Here is a 16,836-nt window from a genome sequence, read left to right on the forward strand (position 1 = left end):
TTTATCCTAATCATTAATTCCGACCACTCATCCAAAATTCATCAAAATTATCCCTTCAAAAGAATGATTAATTAAAACCAATATACTACTATTGTAATATCATTTTAATATCAATATTCAATCTATGAAAACCGAAAAAAACCTCGTCCCATTCAATGGATATTTTGCCATTGTTGCCTTGTTACTTAGTTTAGCTTTTTTGATTTTTGGCATTGTTGAAGGACATCCTTTTGATGCAATTTTAGCAATCATACTTTCTTCTTTGATCCTAAAAGGCTTTATCATTATTAGTCCAAATTCGGCTAAAGTACTTTTACTTTTTGGTGACTATAAAGGTACTATCAAACAAAACGGACTGTTTTGGGTCAATCCATTTTTTAGTAGAATCACACTTTCAATGAAAGCACGCAACTTTGAAAGTGAGAAAATCAAAGTAAACGATAAAATGGGAAATCCAATTCTGATAAGTGTCATTCTGGTTTGGAAAGTAGAAGATACCTTTAAGCCTCTGTTTGAAGTAGATAATTATGAAAGTTTTATCAGAATTCAGACAGACTCTGCGGTTCGTAAACTGGCTGGCTCATTTCCTTACGACCATTTTGAAGATGAAAAAGCAACTGTTACGCTCAGTACAAATTTCGATGATATTAATACTGCCCTTGAAAATGAAGTAAGCGAACGCTTGGAAATTGCAGGAATCAAAGTAATTGAGTCAAGAATTGGCTATTTGGCTTACGCCCCTGAAATTGCTCATTCGATGCTTAGAAGACAGCAGGCTTCTGCCGTTGTGGCAGCTCGCCATAAAATTGTTGAAGGAGCTGTTGGCATGGTAGAAAGTGCCTTAAATTTATTAGACTCAAAAAACATTATTACCTTTGATGAAGATAAAAAAGCAACAATGGTAAGCAACTTGATGGTTGTACTCTGTGGTGATAGCGAAACCAAGCCAGTGATTAATACTGGTACTTTAAATCAATAGATTATGGCTGAAAAAAAATCCTTTGCCCTACGTATTGATGCCGACATGATGAAGGCAATTGAAAAATGGGCTGCCGATGAATTTCGGAGCGTGAATGGGCAAATAGAATGGATGTTGAATAAGAGTCTGAAAGATGCCAAAAGACTCAAAAAGAAGGATGAATCAGAAGACACAAAAAATAAATAGCATTGTTAATGTACAAAATCCTCAAAATTTATTTTGGGGATTTTGTATATTAAAACAACTCCATTGAGAAATTATATCTTTTTTCTATCTATAAACTCCAACCTTGACTAAAAATAAATATATTTACTAATTCAGTCGCAAGTATTCAATGATACTGCTATTCAATTTTCTTCAACAAATATTACTCATGAAAAAAACCATTTCCATCCTTACCATTCTTTATTTATTGAATGTAAACTTATCGTCGGCTCAAAATATTTTGGGTTTCAATGATAAAAGTACTGCTAAAGAAAAAGATTTAGAAGCTCAATTTGACAGTAAACTCAACCCGCAAAACTTGCGTACTTGGATGAAGTTTATGAGTTCAAAACCGCATTATGTTGGCTCGCCTCACGACCGTGACAATGCGGTGTATATGAGAGATTTGTTCCGTTCTTGGGGTTATGAGGCTCGTATTGATACTTCTTATGCCCTTTTCCCAACGCCCAAATTGAGAGAATTATCATTAGTTAGTCCAACTACTTTCAAGGCTTCTTTGGTAGAACCAGCCTTAAAAGAGGATGCTACTTCTATCCAATTGAAAGAGCATTTGCCTACTTACAACTGTTTTTCAGCAGATGGCGACGTTACAGCTGAATTAGTTTACGTCAACTACGGCAGACCCGACGACTATGAAGTATTAGAAAAATTGGGCATAAGTGTTAAAGGTAAAATCGTCATTGCTCGTTATGGCGGTTCTTGGCGTGGACTAAAACCAAAATTAGCCGCAGAAAAAGGAGCAATCGGCTGTTTGATTTACTCAGACCCAAAAGATGACGGATACGGACAAGGCGATGTCTATCCAAAAGGCCCATTCAGAAATGAAACTGGCGTACAGCGTGGTTCGGTTTTAGATATTCCTGTTGCTCCGGGTGACCCACTTACACCTGGTTACGGCGACACAAAAAATGCCAAAAGATTGGATTATCGTGAAGCAACAACGATTATGAAAATTCCAGTTTTACCAATTTCTTATGGTGATGCTCTCCCTTTATTAAAGGCATTAGAAGGTAGAATTGCCCCAGAAGCTTGGCGTGGACTTTTACCGATTACCTATCACATCGGGCCGGGTGCTGCCAAAGTACATTTAAAATTAGCGTTTGATTTTAAAGTAGAGCCACTTTATAATGTAATTGCCGTAATGAAAGGCTCAGAATTTCCTGACCAGTGGATTCTACGAGGAAACCACCACGATGCTTGGGTATTTGGTGCAGCCGACCCACTAAGTGGTATGGTTGCTGTAATGGAAGAAGCTCGTGCTATTGGCGAATTAGCCAAAACTGGTTGGAAACCAAAAAGAACGTTGGTTTTCTGTGCTTGGGATGGAGAAGAACCGGGCTTGTTGGGTTCAACGGAATGGGTTGAAACCAATCGTGATGAATTGAGTAAAAAAGCGGTAGTTTACCTTAACTCAGACGGCAATGGTCGTGGATTTTTATACGCAGGTGGCTCGCATACTTTAGAAAAATTCTTCAACCAAGTAAGTCGTGACGTAATCGACCCACAAAAAGGTATCAGTGTTTCAGAGCGTTTACGTTCAAATATTTTAGTAAATGGTTCGCCAGAAGGCAAAAAAGAAGCATTAAACCGTGCTGATTTACGGATTGAAGCATTAGGTTCTGGTTCAGATTTCTCTCCATTTTTACAGCATTTAGGGGTTTCGGCTATGAATGTAGGTTTTGGCGGTGAAGACGAAGGTGGCGAATATCACTCTATTTACGATTCTTTCGACCATTATACAAAATTCAAAGACCCTGATTTTGCTTATGGAGTAGCTTTGGCAAAAACAATGGGACGTAGTGTTTTGCGTCTTGCCAATGCAGAAGTACTACCTTTTGAATTCCAAAGTTTTTCAAATACATTACAAAACTATGGTGATGAAGTAAAGAAATTATTAGAAAATACCAGAAGTAAAACTGAAGAGAATAATCGTCTCATCAAAGAAGGACGCTACGAAGCCGCCAGCGACCCTAAAGAACCATATACTGTAAAAGTATTGGACGAAGTACCTTATATTAACTTTGCTCCTTTGGAAAATGCACTAACTCGTTTAGAAAAAAGTGCTAATTTGTATGCACAAGTAGTAAAAAATAGCGAAAAACTCAATGCGACTCAATTAGCGAAATTAAACGAATTACTTTATACCGTTGAACGCTATTTGACAAAACAAGAAGGACTTCCGAACCGTCCGTGGTACAAACACCAAATTTATGCTCCAGGATTTTTTACTGGTTATGGCGTAAAAACAATTCCATCAGTCAGAGAATCTATCGAACAAAGAAAATGGAAAGATGCAGAAACGGGTATTGAAACCGTAGCGACTGTCCTAAATAATTTTACTGATCAAGTTGAAAAAGCAGTAGCACTTTTAAAATAAAAACATTCAAAAAAACCTCTCCAAGTACTTGGAGAGGTTTTTTTGAATATCGAAACTTGAAATTATAAGTACCTTAACCATTGTTTTTCTTTATGCAAGCTTTTGTAATTTGCGTACCAACGGCATAAAGGAAACATCAGCAGTATTACGATTAACCAAATCAAAAAAACCATTGGCAACTCTACTCCTGATACTCCTTTCGGACGACCAAAATTAAAGTCTTGAAAATTCAAGTCACTCCATTGAAAACCTTGCATCAAGAGTACTACAATCATTATCGAATGAACTAAATACCAGTGTATCAAATAATAAAACAAAGGCACTTTACCAAAAATAGAAACCCATTCTATCAGTTTATTTTTAGCTCCTTCCACAATCCTCATAACCAAAAACATTACTCCTAAAGTAAGCAAAGTATAAAGCAACGAAGGTGGATATTTTGTAATATTCAAAAAAGATAAAATCGTAAAAGTAAACTTTGACTGCACTGACCAAGGTACGGCATCGCCATAAAGATTTACCAAACGCAGTACAATAAATAAAGCTAAAGAAATCATTCCAGCCCGTAAAAATATCTTCTTTCTTGTTTCGCTCTCATTTTCAAAAGATTGTCCAAAAGCAAAACCCAACAGCATCATTCCCAACCAAGGAATAATTGGATAACCTACAATAAAAATAAATTTAGGAGTGATCGGAAAGCCGTTTGGTGCAAAAAACAATGATGCTATAAATTTCAATACTGGATTAGTGATAGCAGAGGGGAATTGCAAGGCTAAATCATGGCTAAAAACTAATACTAAGCCGATAATTCCAATTGTTTTGCTTGAAAATCTTAATAAAAATGAAAGAATAATAAAACTAAATCCAATCACAGCGATGACTTGTGACAATAGAATGCCAAAATGAATGTCATACCAAATGCCCAAATTGACAACAGTAAATTCTAAAAAAATCAGCCAAAGTCCACGAGTTAATAAAAACTTACGACTTTCGACAAGATTTTGCTGTTTACTGAAAGAAAGGTAAGCCGAACTTCCAGATAAAAACACAAAAGTTGGGGCACAAAAATGTGTAATCCAGCGAGTAGAAAACAGTGCAGGTGTGGTATTTGAAAGATCAGTTGGATTCACCGTAAGCGAGCTTACATGTATAAAATCTCTGATATGGTCTAAAGCCATGATAATCATTACTAAACCTCTCACAAAATCAATGGTATTTATTCTTTTCATACATTATTGGTTTTATAGTTTTAGAAATCCTTTTTCAAAATTTAACACAAGATACTTTTACTACTGTACTTACTTATTGGTGAAAATGATTTTTTAGTAAAAATCTTCATCTAAAGTTTACAGATGTTTCACTTAAAAGCTTTAGCCATGTTATGTATTTGTTCTAACTTTGTCTAAATTAATCATAAAACAATGAACAAATCTCTTATTCAAACAGCCTTTCAAAAAATTTTAAAAGAAGGTGGCGAATCAAACTATTTCACTCTCGATTTTGCAGACAGTTACTATCTACAAGCTGCCAGTTCTAAAGGGGCAAATGAAGTTTTTTGTGAAGCCGTTTCTAATGAGTACTTGCCTGCTGCCAAAAAACTTAGTGAATCTCAACTTTTAAAATTAGTTGAGTTAGGTTGGAAAAAGCCTTCAGAAGGGAACGTAAACTTCTCAACAGAACTAACAGTAAACGATAAAAAAGACCTCGAAAAAATAGTAGATTTTGTAGCCCAAACGCTTTCAGAAGTTTACGGAGCAAATGAAATTAAAAAAGAACATTTCCAATATTTTTTAGGATAAGTTTAACCCTAAAAAATTGAGTAATGAATTATCTTATGTTCATTAACAGCTTTAATATTCTTATTTTTTTACAAAAAATAATTCTTTTATCCCTTAATTTCTTTTTTTTGAAAAAAAGTAACAGAAATTAAATTAGATAAAACCAAGATAAACTAAAAGTTTAAAAAGTTAAAAAAGTGCAATTTGTACCAACTAATAAATTTTGTACTTTATTAATGCCACAATATTAAAATTTCCTTAAAATTACCTTGTAGATTTAAAAAAAATATAGAAATTAGCATTAGAATATTATAATACTAATTCTTTAAACAACTCAATATTTTATTTTTATTACAATCTTGTATTAAAAGATTTATCTAAATAAATGTTTGATTATCATATAAACTTTAGCCATTTATAAGGTAAATTTTGAGTTATATTCTTTTATATTACGTATATAGAATTTGCTTAAAACCATTAACACACACAAGAAAATATGGATTTTTTAATTTATCATCCCTTTTACTCAGCTTTAATATTAATTATTGCTTTGCAAATCTATTATCTGGCGTTTTACTTTCTAAGAAAAACCGATGTTAATAAGTGTCCAAGCTGTGGAAACCTTCATTGTGACAGAGTTAAAAGACCTTTTCAGGTAAAACTTTTCCTTTCATATTTCCCAGATTTCAAATACTATAAATGTCCAAGCTGTGGTAAACACTTTATTATCATACCTAACTCGGATAAAGTGGCAGCTGAGAAAAAGAATTTCACTCAAGTCTAACATTTTTAATAAAGAATTAGGCTATACATTCTTGAAAATGTGTAGCCTGATTCTTTATTTGCATTTGTTTTTTATACCCTCTTTAGTCCAATTTTAAATCTTTTTCTACCTTACTTGCTCAATTCTTCCAAAATCCTCCATTTCATTGATATATTTCTTCAAATTATCAAATTTTCTTTTTAAAAGATTTTGTTGTATTAAATAAATCGTGTTAAATTTACACAATCTATTTAATACACGAAAGATGCTTCAAAAATACACACATGAAACTCGAATCTTATTAGCCATTGATTGTATAATTTTTGGCTTTGATGGTGACGAATTAAAATTACTACTGATTAAGCGAAACTTTGAACCTGAAAAAGGCAAGTGGTCGTTGATGGGTGGATTTTTAAATGAGTCAGAAGATTTGGAGGAAGGTGCAAAACGTGTTTTAAATGAATTGACTGGTCTTGAAAATGTATATATGGAACAGTTGCAGGCTTTCGGGGAAATTACTCGTGATCCGGTAGAGCGAACTGTTTCTGTGTGTTTTTTTGCCTTGATTAACATCCATGCACATGATTCTGAACTATCACGTTCGATGAATGGCTATTGGTTCAATTTCAAAGAAAAACCAGATTTAATCTTCGACCACAACAAAATGGTAAACTTGGCATTATCTCAATTAAGATATAAAGCTGCTTTACACCCTCTTGGATTTGAATTATTACCCGAAAAATTCACGATTCCACAACTGCAAAGACTCTATGAGGCTATTTATGATATGCGATTAGACCGCAGGAATTTTAGCAGAAAAATTATTTCTACTGGACTCTTGATTGATACAGGCGAAAAAAACGAACATTCTGCTACTAAAAAAGCGGTTTTATATCAACTTGATGCAGAAAAGTATAAAAACAATTTCAACGATTTCCACAATTTCATTTCCGATTTTAAATGGTAATGAAATAACCAATAAAAAATCCTTACAATTTATTTTAGACTTGATTTTCAACGCATTTTAAAATATTACAAACAATTGTGTCATTTCGACACAAAAATTTATTTAAACCATGAAAAACCAATACGTCATCGGTGTTGATTATGGAACAGATTCTGTTCGCTCAGTACTTATTGATACGACAAACGGCAAAGAAATCAGCCAATCAGTTTTTTATTATCCAAGATGGAAAGCAGGAAAATATTGCGTACCTGCTAAAAACCAATTTCGTCAACATCCTTTAGATTACCTTGAAGGTTTAGAAAGTACTATTAAAGATTGTTTGGCAAAAGCACCAGAGGTAAACCCAGAATTGGTGAAAGGTATCACTGTTGATACAACGGGTTCTACGCCAGTAGCAGTTGATAAAACGGGTACTCCATTGGCTTTAACCGCTGGTTTTGAGGAAAATCCAAATGCGATGTTTGTACTTTGGAAAGACCATACTTCAGTAAACGAAGCAGCAGAAATCAACCAAGTTTCTCGTACTTGGGGTGGCGTTGATTATACACAATTTGAAGGGGGAATTTATTCATCAGAATGGTTTTGGGCAAAAATTTTACATATCACTCGTGAAGATGAAAGTATTGCCAATGCTGCCTATTCTTGGTTAGAGCATTGCGACTGGATTCCGTCGGTATTAGTGGGAAGCGATGATGTAAGCTCAGTAAAAAGAAGTAGATGTGCGGCTGGTCATAAAGCAATGTGGCATGAGTCGTGGGGAGGTTTACCTTCGGAAGAATATTTAGGAAAATTCGATAGCCGTTTGGCTGCATTACGTTCAAGATTATTTGAAGATACTTACACTGCTGATGTAGCAATGGGTAATTTATGTGAAGCTTGGGCCGAAAAATTGGGTTTAAGTACTGAAACTATTATTTCGGTAGGTACTTTCGATGCTCACGCTGGTGCTGTGGGAGTAGAAATTGAATCGGCTACTTTGGTAAAAGTAATGGGGACTTCTACTTGCGACATGATGGTTGCTCCTTTTGATGAAATTGGTGATAAACTCGTTCGTGGTATTTGTGGACAGGTTGATGGTTCAATTATTCCGGGTATGTTAGGTTTAGAAGCTGGTCAATCGGCTTTTGGAGACTTGTTGGCTTGGTTTAAAAACCTAACAATGTGGTCAGTACAAAATGCTGATATTGCTCCAGAAATCAAACAACAAATTGAAGATTCTATCATTGTAAGTCTTTCAAAAGCAGCGGCGGCTATTCCTATTTCAGAGAAAAATGTAGTTGCCCTCGACTGGGTAAATGGTAGAAGAACTCCAGATGCTAACCAAGCTTTGAAAGGTGCTATTATGGGCTTAGGAATGGGTTCTGATGCTCCTGCTATTTTCCGTGCCATGGTTGAAGCCATCTGTTTTGGTTCAAAAGCGATTGTTGATCGTTTCAAAAATGAAGGCGTTGATATTAAGCAAATTGTAGGTATGGGTGGTGTGGCTAAAAAATCAGATTTTGTGATGCAAACATTGGCTGATGTTTTAGATATGCCTGTAAAAATTGCTACTTCAGAACAAGCTCCTGCTTTGGGTGCTGCCATGTATGCGGCTGTGGCGGCTGGCATTTATCCAGATGTTAATACGGCTGTGGCAGCAATGGGTAACGGTTTTGATAAAACGTACTTTCCAATTGCTGAAAACGTTGCTTTGTATGCTAAGCTTTATGAAAAATATGTGGCTTTGGGAGCGTTTGTTGAAGGGAGTTATGAATTATGATGTATGAGTTATGATATATGATTGATGAAACATCGTTTGAAAATTAAAATACTTAATTAGAATTTTTTGTCATTCTTATATTACATATCATAATTCGTATCTCATACATCATAATTCATACATCATAATTCATATTTAAAATCATGTATCAAGATATTAAACAAGCCTGTTTTGAGGCGAATATGCAACTTCCTAAATTGGGTTTGGTTGTTTTTACTTTCGGAAATGTAAGTGTGGTTGATAGAGAAAAAGGTGTTTTTGCTATTAAACCAAGCGGTGTGCCTTACGAATCTTTACAGGCTGACCAAATCGTGATTTGCGATTTTGATGCAAAAGTAGTTGAAGGAAATTTCCGCCCTTCTTCTGATACCAAAACGCATGCAGTATTGTATAAACATTGGACTGAAATCGGTTCTATCGTTCATACACATTCTACTTATGCTACTTCCTTTGCTCAGGCACAAATGGATATTCCTATTTTAGGAACTACTCATGCCGACCACTTGACTGTTGATGTACCTTGTGCTCCGCCAATGAGTGATGAAATGATTAAAGGCGATTATGAATACGAAACTGGTTTTCAAATCATGAACCATTTCGAGAAAAAAGGTCTCTCATACAAAGAAGTAGAAATGGTTCTTCTGGGAAATCACGCTCCCTTTACTTGGGGAAAAAATGCCGAAAAAGCCGTCTATAATGCAGGTGTTTTAGAAGCTGTGGCTCAAATGGCTTATTTGACCTGTACATTAAATCCAAGAGTAAACCGTTTGAAAGATACCCTTATCGAAAAACACTACGAGCGTAAGCATGGCAAAAGTGCCTACTACGGTCAAGGATGTTAATGAGTGAGGAGTTTTGAGTGATGAATGTGGAATACAACTATGCTTACATTCACAACTCACCATTCACTAACTCACTCATTCACAATTAAATGTTATTCCAATTAAATCCTCAAAAAAACGATGAAAAAACAACTATTCGCAATGGCATTTGTAGGGCTTTCTTACTTAGGAAATGCTCAGAATTTAGTGACATTGCAAGCCGATTCTGGTAAAGTAACGATTAACAAACACATTTACGGACATTTCGCCGAACACTTGGGTACTTGTATCTACGGTGGTTTTTATGTGGGTGAAAACAACACTAAAATCCCTAATAAAGATGGTGTTAGATTAGACATTGTTGACGCTCTTAAAAAATTAAAAATCCCTAATCTACGTTGGCCGGGTGGTTGTTTTGCTGATACTTATCACTGGAAAGACGGTATCGGTCCAAAAGCTCAACGCCCTGCAATGGTTAATACTTGGTGGGGTGGTGTTACTGAAGATAATTCTTTTGGTACACACGATTTCTTAAATATGTGCGAGCTATTAGGTACTGAACCTTATATTTCGGGTAACGTAGGTAGTGGAACTGTACAAGAACTGAAAGACTGGACTCAGTATATCAACTTGGCTGCTGGAACAAGTCCAATGTCAAAATTACGTGAGCAAAATGGTCGTGAAAAACCTTGGAATGTGGCTATCTGGGGTGTTGGTAACGAAGCTTGGGGTTGTGGTGGAAACATGACAGCTGATTATTATGCTAACATTTACCGTCAGTATGCTACTTTCATGGCTGGTGCAGATAAAAAAGGACTTTTCAGAGTTGCCTCTGGTGCAAGTGATGCCGATTATAAATGGACTGAAACTTTGATGAAAAACATTCCTCATCAAATGCTTGAAGGGGTTGCTATTCACCATTATTCAGTATTAAGCTGGGGCGAAGGTCAAAAAACTTCTGCTACGGAATATACCGATAAAGAGTATTTCAAAACGATGCAACAGGCTTTGTTGATGGATGAATTGGTAACAAAACATTCGGAAGTAATGGATAAGTACGACCCGAAAAAGAAAGTTGCTTTGGTAGTTGACGAATGGGGCGGTTGGTATAATGTAGAAAATGGAACAAATCCGGGTTTCTTGTTTCAACAAAATACCATGAGAGATGCCATGATTGCAGGAGCTACTTTAAACATTTTCAACAATCATGCTGACCGTGTTAGAATGGCGAATTTGGCACAAGTAGTGAATGTTTTACAAGCGGTAATTCTTACTAAAGAAGAAAAAATGTTGCTCACTCCTACTTATCACGTAATGGAAATGTACAATGTTCACCAAGATGCTACTTTACTGCCAATCAAAGTAAAAAGTAATGACTTTGTGTTTGAAGGAGAAAAATTACCTGCTGTTTCTGTTTCGGCTTCAAAAGATGCTAAAGGTTTAACTCACATTTCTTTAACAAACGTTGACCCTAAAAATCCTCAAGAAATCACGATTGATTTGAAAGGTGCTAAATATGTGTCAGTTTCTGGAAGAATTTTAACTGCTGAAAAATTAAGAGACCACAATACTTTCGATAATCCAAACAAGATTCAGCCAAAAGCATTTTCTGGAGCAACAATCTCAGGAAATCAATTAAAAGTGAAATTACCTGCTTTCTCTGTGGCAGTATTGGAATTAAAATAAATCTTTATCATATAACATTCTGGTGTTCACCAAATTATAATTATTAAAATGATTGACTTAAAACAAAACGAAGTTTGGTTTATTACAGGTAGCCAACATCTTTATGGCGAAGAAACGCTTAAACAAGTAGATGAGCATTCTAAAATTATTGCAGACGCATTAAACAAGTCTTCAAAAATTCCTGTAACTGTTGTGTTTAAACCCGTTTTAAAAACGCCAGAGGAAATCTACAATTTAGCAATTCAAGCAAATTCTGATGCAAAATGTATTGGTTTAATTTGTTGGATGCACACTTTCTCACCCTCTAAAATGTGGATTAATGGCTTGAAAATCTTACGTAAACCACTTTGTCATTTACATACGCAATTCAACGCTGAAATTCCTTACGCTGATATTGATATGGACTTTATGAACTTGAACCAATCTGCACATGGCGACCGTGAATTCGGTTTCATTGGTGCAAGAATGGGTATCGCTCGTAAAGTTGTGGTTGGTCACTGGCAAGACGAAGAAGTTCACGAAAGAATCAACGTTTGGACAAGAGTTGCTTCTGCTTGGAACGATTTACAAGGAGCAAAATTTGCTCGCTTTGGCGATAATATGCGTTTTGTTGCCGTTACAGAAGGCGATAAAGTAGAAGCTGAAATCAAATTTGGTTACTCAGTAAATACGCATCCAGTTGGTGATTTAGTAGGTATTATTAATTCAGTAAGCGATTCAGCTATCAATGCTTTGATTGAAGAATACGAAGCTCAATATACTTTAATGGATTCATTAAAAGTAAACGGTAGCCAAAGAAGTAGCTTAATAGAAATCGCCCGAATTGAAGCTGGTTTGCGTTCTTTCTTGACGCAAGGAAATTTCAAAGGTTATACGAATACTTTTGAAGATTTACACGGAATGGTTCAGTTACCGGGCATTGCTACGCAACGTTTAATGGCTGATGGCTACGGTTACGGTGGCGAAGGCGACTGGAAAACTTCTGTTTTGGTACGTACTTCAAAAGTAATGGCAGCAGGCTTGGCAGGTGGAACTTCATTTATGGAAGATTATACTTATCACTTCTCGCCAAACAACAACCAAGTATTGGGTTCGCACATGTTGGAAATTTGTCCGACGATTGCTTCAGGAAAACCAACTTGCGAAATCCATCCATTAGGCATTGGTGGCAAAGCCGACCCTGTTCGTTTGGTATTCAACTCTCCTGCTGGGCCAGCGTTAAATGCTTCAATGGTTGATATGGGCGGACGTTTCCGTTTAATCGTAAACGAAGTAGAAGCTATCGAACCTGCGGCTGAATTACCAAAATTGCCAGTTGCTCGTGTATTGTGGAAAACTAAGCCTGACTTGAAAACAGCCGCACAACTATGGATTTTAGCAGGTGGTGCTCACCATACCGTTTACTCTCAAGCACTTAGCCAAGAGTATTATGCAGACTTCGCTGAAATTGCAGGTATCGAGTACTTATTGATTAATGAAAAGACAGATTTATACCAATTCAAAAATGAATTGCGTTGGAACTCAATGTTTTATAGAAGATAATTTAAAATTGGATTTTGTATTTAGGCCTCTTTTTAAGGGGCTTGAATCTTTTTTTAGCTGTGAGCAGTCAGCTTTGAGCTTTGAGCCGTGAGCTTTGAGCTAAAAAGGCTCAAGTATTAAAACTCATAGCTCAAGGCTCATAGCTCAAAGCTTAAAGCTTATTGCTCAAAACTAATTTTCAACCTTTAACAATAAATAAACAAATGAAATTTTTTATCGATACTGCAAACCTTGCAGAAATCAAAGAAGCACACGATTTAGGCGTTTTAGATGGCGTAACTACCAATCCATCTTTAATGGCAAAAGAAAATATTAGCGGACAAGAAAACGTAATCAACCATTACAAAGCCATCTGTGAAATTGTTGATGGTGATATTTCTGCCGAAGTAATTGCTACCGACTACGAAGGAATGGTTGCAGAAGGTCTTGCTTTAGCGGCACTTCACCCGAATATCGTAGTAAAAATTCCGATGATTAAAGACGGTATCAAAGCGATTAAGTATTTTTCAAGCATTGGTATTAAAACTAACTGTACGCTAATTTTCTCAGCAGGACAAGCTTTATTGGCTGCCAAAGCTGGAGCTACTTATGTTTCTCCGTTCGTAGGTCGTTTAGATGATATTTCTATGGATGGACTTAAATTAATCGAACAAATCCGTTTGATTTTTGATAATTACGGTTTTGAAACTGAAATTTTAGCGGCATCGGTGCGTAATCCAATCCATATCTTGAAATGTGCTGAAATTGGTTCTGATGTGATTACTGCTCCACTTTCAGCTATTTTGGCTCTGTTGAATCACCCATTAACTGATAGCGGTTTAGCAAAATTCTTGGCTGACCACAAAAAATCTGCGGGACTGTAAGAGTTTGGAGGGCTGAGTTTTGAATGAGGAGTTAGTATTATACATAGGTTTATCATTACCTGTTTTATCGGTATGATAAAGTATAAAAAAGCACAATATTAATTATAATGTAGCGGCAACTCTTGCTTTGCCGTTTCAAGTGTGGCTATTCAAAAGGAAAGTAACAGCCAAATATTCTATGTTGAATGACCTCACCCCCGACCCCTCTCCTGCTGAGAGGGGAGCTTTGGGAACTAAAAAGCCCCCTCTCAACAGGAGAGGGGGTTGGGGGTGAGGTCTTTTACAGAATAATATTCGGTCATTAAACATTTTGGACAGTCAAAATACATTCCAATAATAATTAAACGCTTCGGAATACTAATACGGAGTAAAAATATTGTCCTCACTCCTAATTCAGCATTTTTCAAAAGCGTCATTAATCTTCAACCATTTATGACGCTTTTTGAATACATTATGAAACAATAAGCATGATGTATTTCAATGATTCTTTCTATTTTGCCAACAGAATGATTTTTCAGCATAATCTAATGATTTGAATTCGTGTAAATTAAAATCAACCCAAAAACAATATTTAACAATGAAAAAACAGGTAAAAAAAGCAGCAACTTTGTTCTTGTTGGCTTGTGTAACGATGATGTCTTGCGATACCTCTAAAAAAGAAAGTGAAAAAAACATGATTGAAAAAGTAAGCTTTGGAAAAACTACCGACGGACAAGAGACCGAACTTTATACTTTGAAAAATGCCGCTGGCATGGAAGTGAAAATTTCAAATTTTGGTGGTACAGTTGTTTCTTGGACTGCTCCAAACAATAAAGGAGTATATGAAGATGTAATTCTTGGCTGTGATTCAGTAGCTGGTTACAACAAAGGCGTTCCATATTTTGGTGCATTAATCGGTAGATATGGCAACAGAATTGCTAACGGAAAATTCACACTCGAAGGTAAAGAATATACTCTTGCTCAAAACAATGGCGTAAATGCTTTGCATGGTGGCTTGAAAGGTTTTGATAAAGTACTCTGGACAGCTACGCCAATTGAAGGCGAAGAGCCAGCTTTGAAATTGACTTATACCGCAAAAGATGGCGAAGAAGGTTATCCCGGCAATTTATCTGTTGAAGTAGTTTATACTTTACAAAAAAATAATGCTTTGAAAATTGACTACAAAGCTACTACCGACAAAACAACGATTATCAACCTAACCAACCATACTTACTTCAATTTGAATGGTAATTTAGATAGTGATATTCTTGACCATGAAGTAACACTAAATGCTGATAAATTCTTGCCAGTTGACAAAACTTTGATTCCAACAGGAGAATTAAAACCTGTAACGGGTAATGTTTTCGACTTTTTGAAATCGAAGAAAATCAGTGCTGGTATTAACGATACTACTGATACGCAAATCAAAGCTGGGGGCGGTTATGACCATTGTTGGGTTTTAACAGATTCGTCAAAAACATTAAAGCCAGCGGCAACGGTGTATGAACCTAAAAGCGGAAGAGTATTAGAAGTATTTACCACTGAGCCAGCGATTCAATTCTATACAGGTAATTTCTTGAATGGAACAATCAAAGGAAAAAACGGGATTATTTACAAACACCGTTCGGGCTTATGTTTAGAAACTCAGCATTACCCTGACTCGCCAAACAAGCCTGCGTTTCCAAGCACAGTGTTAAAACCAAACGAAACTTACCAAACCACTACTGTTTATAAATTCTCTGCAAAATAGCTTTTAGCTGTCAGCTTTGAGTGATGAGCTTTGAGATAAAAAACTGTCATAAGATTCCATTGATTGGGATTTTGTGGCAGTTTTTTTATTAGTACTAATATTCAAAACCACATTTTTATCAAACTGACTTTAGCTTTTATTTGAAACTTTACAAAAACTTGCTATTTTTAACCTACACTTATCCGTTTCTACCAAATGAAGTCAAAAAAGCAAGCCAATCAATACGATAAAATATTCAAGGAAAATATTGAGGCTGTCATTCCGAGTTTGATGAAAAATATTTTAGGTATTACTATACTAATCCGAAGTAATACTTGTCTTGTCACAATTGCGTAATTTAGAACAAAAACTAAAAGAAATTATCATGGACAGTATCACAAAATATATAGATGAAGAAAGAGATATTGCTTTTATGATTGCTAAGGAATTAGAGCAAACTAAATTTGTCACTAACTTACTGCATGAAAGCGATTTTTCACTTGAGAAGATTGCTAAAATCACAGGCGTTACTTTAGATTTCGTGAAAAAAATTCAGCAAAAACTCAATAGTGAAAAATAGATTTCACGAAGAATCTCCTCATCAATCAAGCCGTTTGAATCAAAATTCAGACGGCTTTTTCATTAACCAACCAATGGATATTCCCAAGTATAAGAGTATTTCGCCTACATTAAAAATCTGTTATAAAGAATCTAAAGCTCTGTAAATTAAGGGTCTTGCTGATTTCACTTTTGTCATTTCCACCATCGTTGGAGTTTTTCTTGGGGTCGCCAAGACCAACGAGTCGAGCGTCAGCAACTCATCATCTTGAAGATTTTTAGTTGCCGAGTTGCTGACGCAAGGTTTGGCGGTCTTGGCGACCCAGTAAAAACACCACCAAGGGCAAAAATCCCCAAAGTTGAATAATATTTCAGCTTTGGGGATTTTTGTTTGCTCCTATCTATGCACACTTTGCTACTGCTCATGCACACTTTGCTACTGCTCGTGCAAATTTTATTGTTAGCTATGCACACTTTGCTACTGCTCATGCACACTTTACTTTTAGCTATGCACAAGTTAATACAGCTCATGCACACTTTACTGTTAGCTATGCACAAGTTGATACGGCTCATGCACACTTTACTGTTAGCTATGCACAAGTTGATACGGCTCATGCACACTTTACTGTTAGCTATGCACACTTTGCTACGACTTATGCACCAACCTCACCCCCAACCCCCTCTCCTGCTGAGAGGGGGCTTTTTAGTTCCAAAATCTCCCCTCTCAATAGCAGGGTTGTTAAGTTCTGGCATTAAAACATAGTTCTTTGAAATTTTGACCAAATATTATTTGGGCGTACTTAATAGAGT

General features: G+C 35.9%; 14 protein-coding genes. 13 read left to right on the forward strand and 1 reads right to left on the reverse strand.

The annotated features are described in order from the left end of the window. Positions 1-124 precede the first annotated feature (124 nt). From VB248_RS20490 to VB248_RS20500, 3 genes are all read left to right on the forward strand, one after another. On the forward strand, positions 125-979 hold the full coding sequence (locus VB248_RS20490; RefSeq protein WP_323298700.1) for an SPFH domain-containing protein: 855 nt from the start codon (positions 125-127) through the stop codon (positions 977-979). 3 nt (positions 980-982) lie between these two features. Then, entirely contained in the window at positions 983-1,165 is a 183-nt protein-coding gene (locus VB248_RS20495) for an Arc family DNA binding domain-containing protein (protein ID WP_323298701.1), read from the forward strand. A 187-nt stretch (positions 1,166-1,352) separates the two neighbouring features. After that, positions 1,353-3,581 carry a M28 family metallopeptidase gene (locus VB248_RS20500; RefSeq protein WP_323298702.1) on the forward strand — a complete coding sequence of 743 codons (2,229 nt, stop codon included), beginning with the start codon at positions 1,353-1,355 and terminating at the stop codon, positions 3,579-3,581. A gap of 62 nt (positions 3,582-3,643) precedes the next feature. Here VB248_RS20500 and VB248_RS20505 read toward each other — a convergent pair whose 3' ends face one another. Further along, entirely contained in the window at positions 3,644-4,810 is a 1,167-nt protein-coding gene (locus VB248_RS20505) for a DUF1624 domain-containing protein (protein WP_323298703.1), read from the reverse strand. Between the two features lie 192 nt (positions 4,811-5,002). Between VB248_RS20505 and VB248_RS20510 the strand changes: the two genes are divergently transcribed. The 10 genes from VB248_RS20510 (at position 5,003) to VB248_RS20555 (ending at position 16,782) form a co-directional block, all read left to right on the forward strand. Continuing rightward, entirely contained in the window at positions 5,003-5,380 is a 378-nt protein-coding gene (locus VB248_RS20510) for a TY-Chap domain-containing protein (protein ID WP_323298704.1), read from the forward strand. A 1,007-nt stretch (positions 5,381-6,387) separates the two neighbouring features. Next, the gene (locus VB248_RS20515) at positions 6,388-7,089 is read left to right on the forward strand and encodes an NUDIX hydrolase (protein WP_323298705.1); all 702 of its coding nucleotides are present in this window, start codon (positions 6,388-6,390) and stop codon (positions 7,087-7,089) included. A 109-nt stretch (positions 7,090-7,198) separates the two neighbouring features. Continuing rightward, positions 7,199-8,848: a ribulokinase gene (locus tag VB248_RS20520; RefSeq protein WP_323298706.1), complete on the forward strand. Its 1,650-nt coding sequence runs from the start codon at positions 7,199-7,201 to the stop codon at positions 8,846-8,848. A gap of 143 nt (positions 8,849-8,991) precedes the next feature. Continuing rightward, positions 8,992-9,690, forward strand: a complete 699-nt coding sequence (locus VB248_RS20525; protein ID WP_323298707.1) for an L-ribulose-5-phosphate 4-epimerase — start codon at positions 8,992-8,994, stop codon at positions 9,688-9,690. A 120-nt stretch (positions 9,691-9,810) separates the two neighbouring features. Continuing rightward, positions 9,811-11,355, forward strand: coding sequence for an alpha-N-arabinofuranosidase (locus tag VB248_RS20530; protein WP_323298708.1), 1,545 nt, complete (start codon positions 9,811-9,813; stop codon positions 11,353-11,355). A gap of 48 nt (positions 11,356-11,403) precedes the next feature. After that, entirely contained in the window at positions 11,404-12,897 is a 1,494-nt protein-coding gene (gene araA / locus VB248_RS20535; RefSeq protein ID WP_323298709.1) for an L-arabinose isomerase, read from the forward strand. 203 nt (positions 12,898-13,100) lie between these two features. Continuing rightward, positions 13,101-13,760, forward strand: a complete 660-nt coding sequence (fsa, locus tag VB248_RS20540) for a fructose-6-phosphate aldolase (protein WP_323298710.1) — start codon at positions 13,101-13,103, stop codon at positions 13,758-13,760. 577 nt (positions 13,761-14,337) lie between these two features. Beyond that, entirely contained in the window at positions 14,338-15,489 is a 1,152-nt protein-coding gene (locus VB248_RS20545; RefSeq protein ID WP_323298711.1) for an aldose epimerase family protein, read from the forward strand. Between the two features lie 364 nt (positions 15,490-15,853). Then, on the forward strand, positions 15,854-16,048 hold the full coding sequence (locus tag VB248_RS20550) for a hypothetical protein (protein WP_323298712.1): 195 nt from the start codon (positions 15,854-15,856) through the stop codon (positions 16,046-16,048). 365 nt (positions 16,049-16,413) lie between these two features. Beyond that, the gene (locus VB248_RS20555; RefSeq protein ID WP_323298713.1) at positions 16,414-16,782 is read left to right on the forward strand and encodes a hypothetical protein; all 369 of its coding nucleotides are present in this window, start codon (positions 16,414-16,416) and stop codon (positions 16,780-16,782) included. The last annotated feature ends 54 nt before the right edge of the window (positions 16,783-16,836 follow it).

The sequence above is a fragment of the Arcicella rigui genome (assembly GCF_034929435.1).
GTDB lineage: Bacteria > Bacteroidota > Bacteroidia > Cytophagales > Spirosomataceae > Arcicella > Arcicella rigui.